This is a genomic window from Cellulomonas septica (genome assembly GCF_012396155.1).
Lineage (GTDB): Bacteria > Actinomycetota > Actinomycetes > Actinomycetales > Cellulomonadaceae > Cellulomonas > Cellulomonas septica.
Window position 1 is genome coordinate 1 of the sequence record NZ_JAAXOY010000810.1, and the last position, 1,369, is coordinate 1,369.

The following is a 1,369-nucleotide window of genomic DNA, read 5'->3' on the forward strand; positions in this document are numbered from 1 at the left end:
ACCCGGCCGGCGATGGCGAACGACGAGGACGCGCGGCCCGGGCTCGCGCTGACGTCGCGGTGGCTCGAGCGCGACGGCACGCCGTGGATCCCCGTGTCGGGCGAGGTCCACTACTCGCGCGTCCCGCGGTCGCGGTGGCGCGAGACGTTGCGGCTCGTGCGGTCGGGCGGCGTCGACGTCGTCGCGACGTACGTGATCTGGGCCCACCACGAGCCCGTGCGCGGCGCGGCGCGGTTCGACGACGGCCTCGACGTCGCGGCGTTCGTGCGTACGTGCGCGGAGGAGGGCCTGCGCGTGGTGCTGCGGATCGGGCCGTGGTGCCACGGCGAGGTCCGCAACGGCGGGTTCCCCGACTGGGTGCAGGACGCGCCCGTGCGGCACCGCACCGACGACCCCGCCTACCTCGACCTGGTGCGCGGGTGGTTCGGGCGGCTCGGCGCCGAGCTCGGCGCGCTGTGCGGGCCGGACGGTCCGGTGCTCGGCATCCAGCTCGACAACGAGCTCTACGACCAGCCCGGTCACCTCACGACGCTCAAGCGGCTGGCCCGTGAGGCCGGGCTGAGCGCACCGCTGTGGACGGCCACCGCGTGGGGCGGGGCGCAGCTCCCCGCGGGTGAGGTCCTGCCGCTGTACGGCGGGTACGGCGACGGGTTCTGGGTGGACGCCGACGCCGGGTGGCACGACACGTTCCGCGCGCACTACCAGGTGTCGCACACGTGGGACGACCCGGGGATCGGGGCCGACGTGCGCGGCGAGGAGGGTGCGGCGACGGTCGACCGCGACGCCGCGTTCCCGCCCGCGACGTGCGAGCTCGGCGGCGGCATGGCCACGACGTACCACCGGCGACCTGTCCCGTCGGCGCTCGACGTGGCGGCCGTCGCGCACGGCAAGGTCGCGTCCGGGTCCGCGTGGCAGGGCTACTACATGTACGCGGGCGGCACGAACCCCGGCCCGGACCTGCAGGAGTCGCACGCGACGGGCTATCCGAACGACCTGCCGTCGTACGACTACGACTTCCACGCCCCGATCGGCGCCGCCGGGCTGCTCGCGCCCTCGCATGCGGCCCTGCGCACGCAGCACGCGTTCCTCACGGCGTTCGGGCCGGCGCTCGCGACCATGCCCTCGACGCTGCCCGACGTGCTGCCGTCGGGCGTCGACGACAGCGCGACGCTGCGCTGGTCGGTGCGCGAGGCCGACGGGACCGGGTTCGTCTTCGTCGTCTGGCACCAGCCGCACGTCCCGCTGCCGACGCTGCGCGGCGTGCAGGTGCAGGTCGACCTGCCGTCCGGGCCGCTCGCGCTGCCGTCGCGGCCGACCGACGTGCCCGCGGGCACGCTCGTGCGCTGGCCGTTCGGGCTCGACGTCGCGG

General features: G+C 75.8%; 1 protein-coding gene. It reads left to right on the forward strand.

Annotated elements, in window-relative coordinates:
* Window positions 1-1,369 (forward strand): beta-galactosidase (locus HGA02_RS19380; protein ID WP_210728829.1); only part of this gene is annotated, 1,369 nt, incomplete at both ends.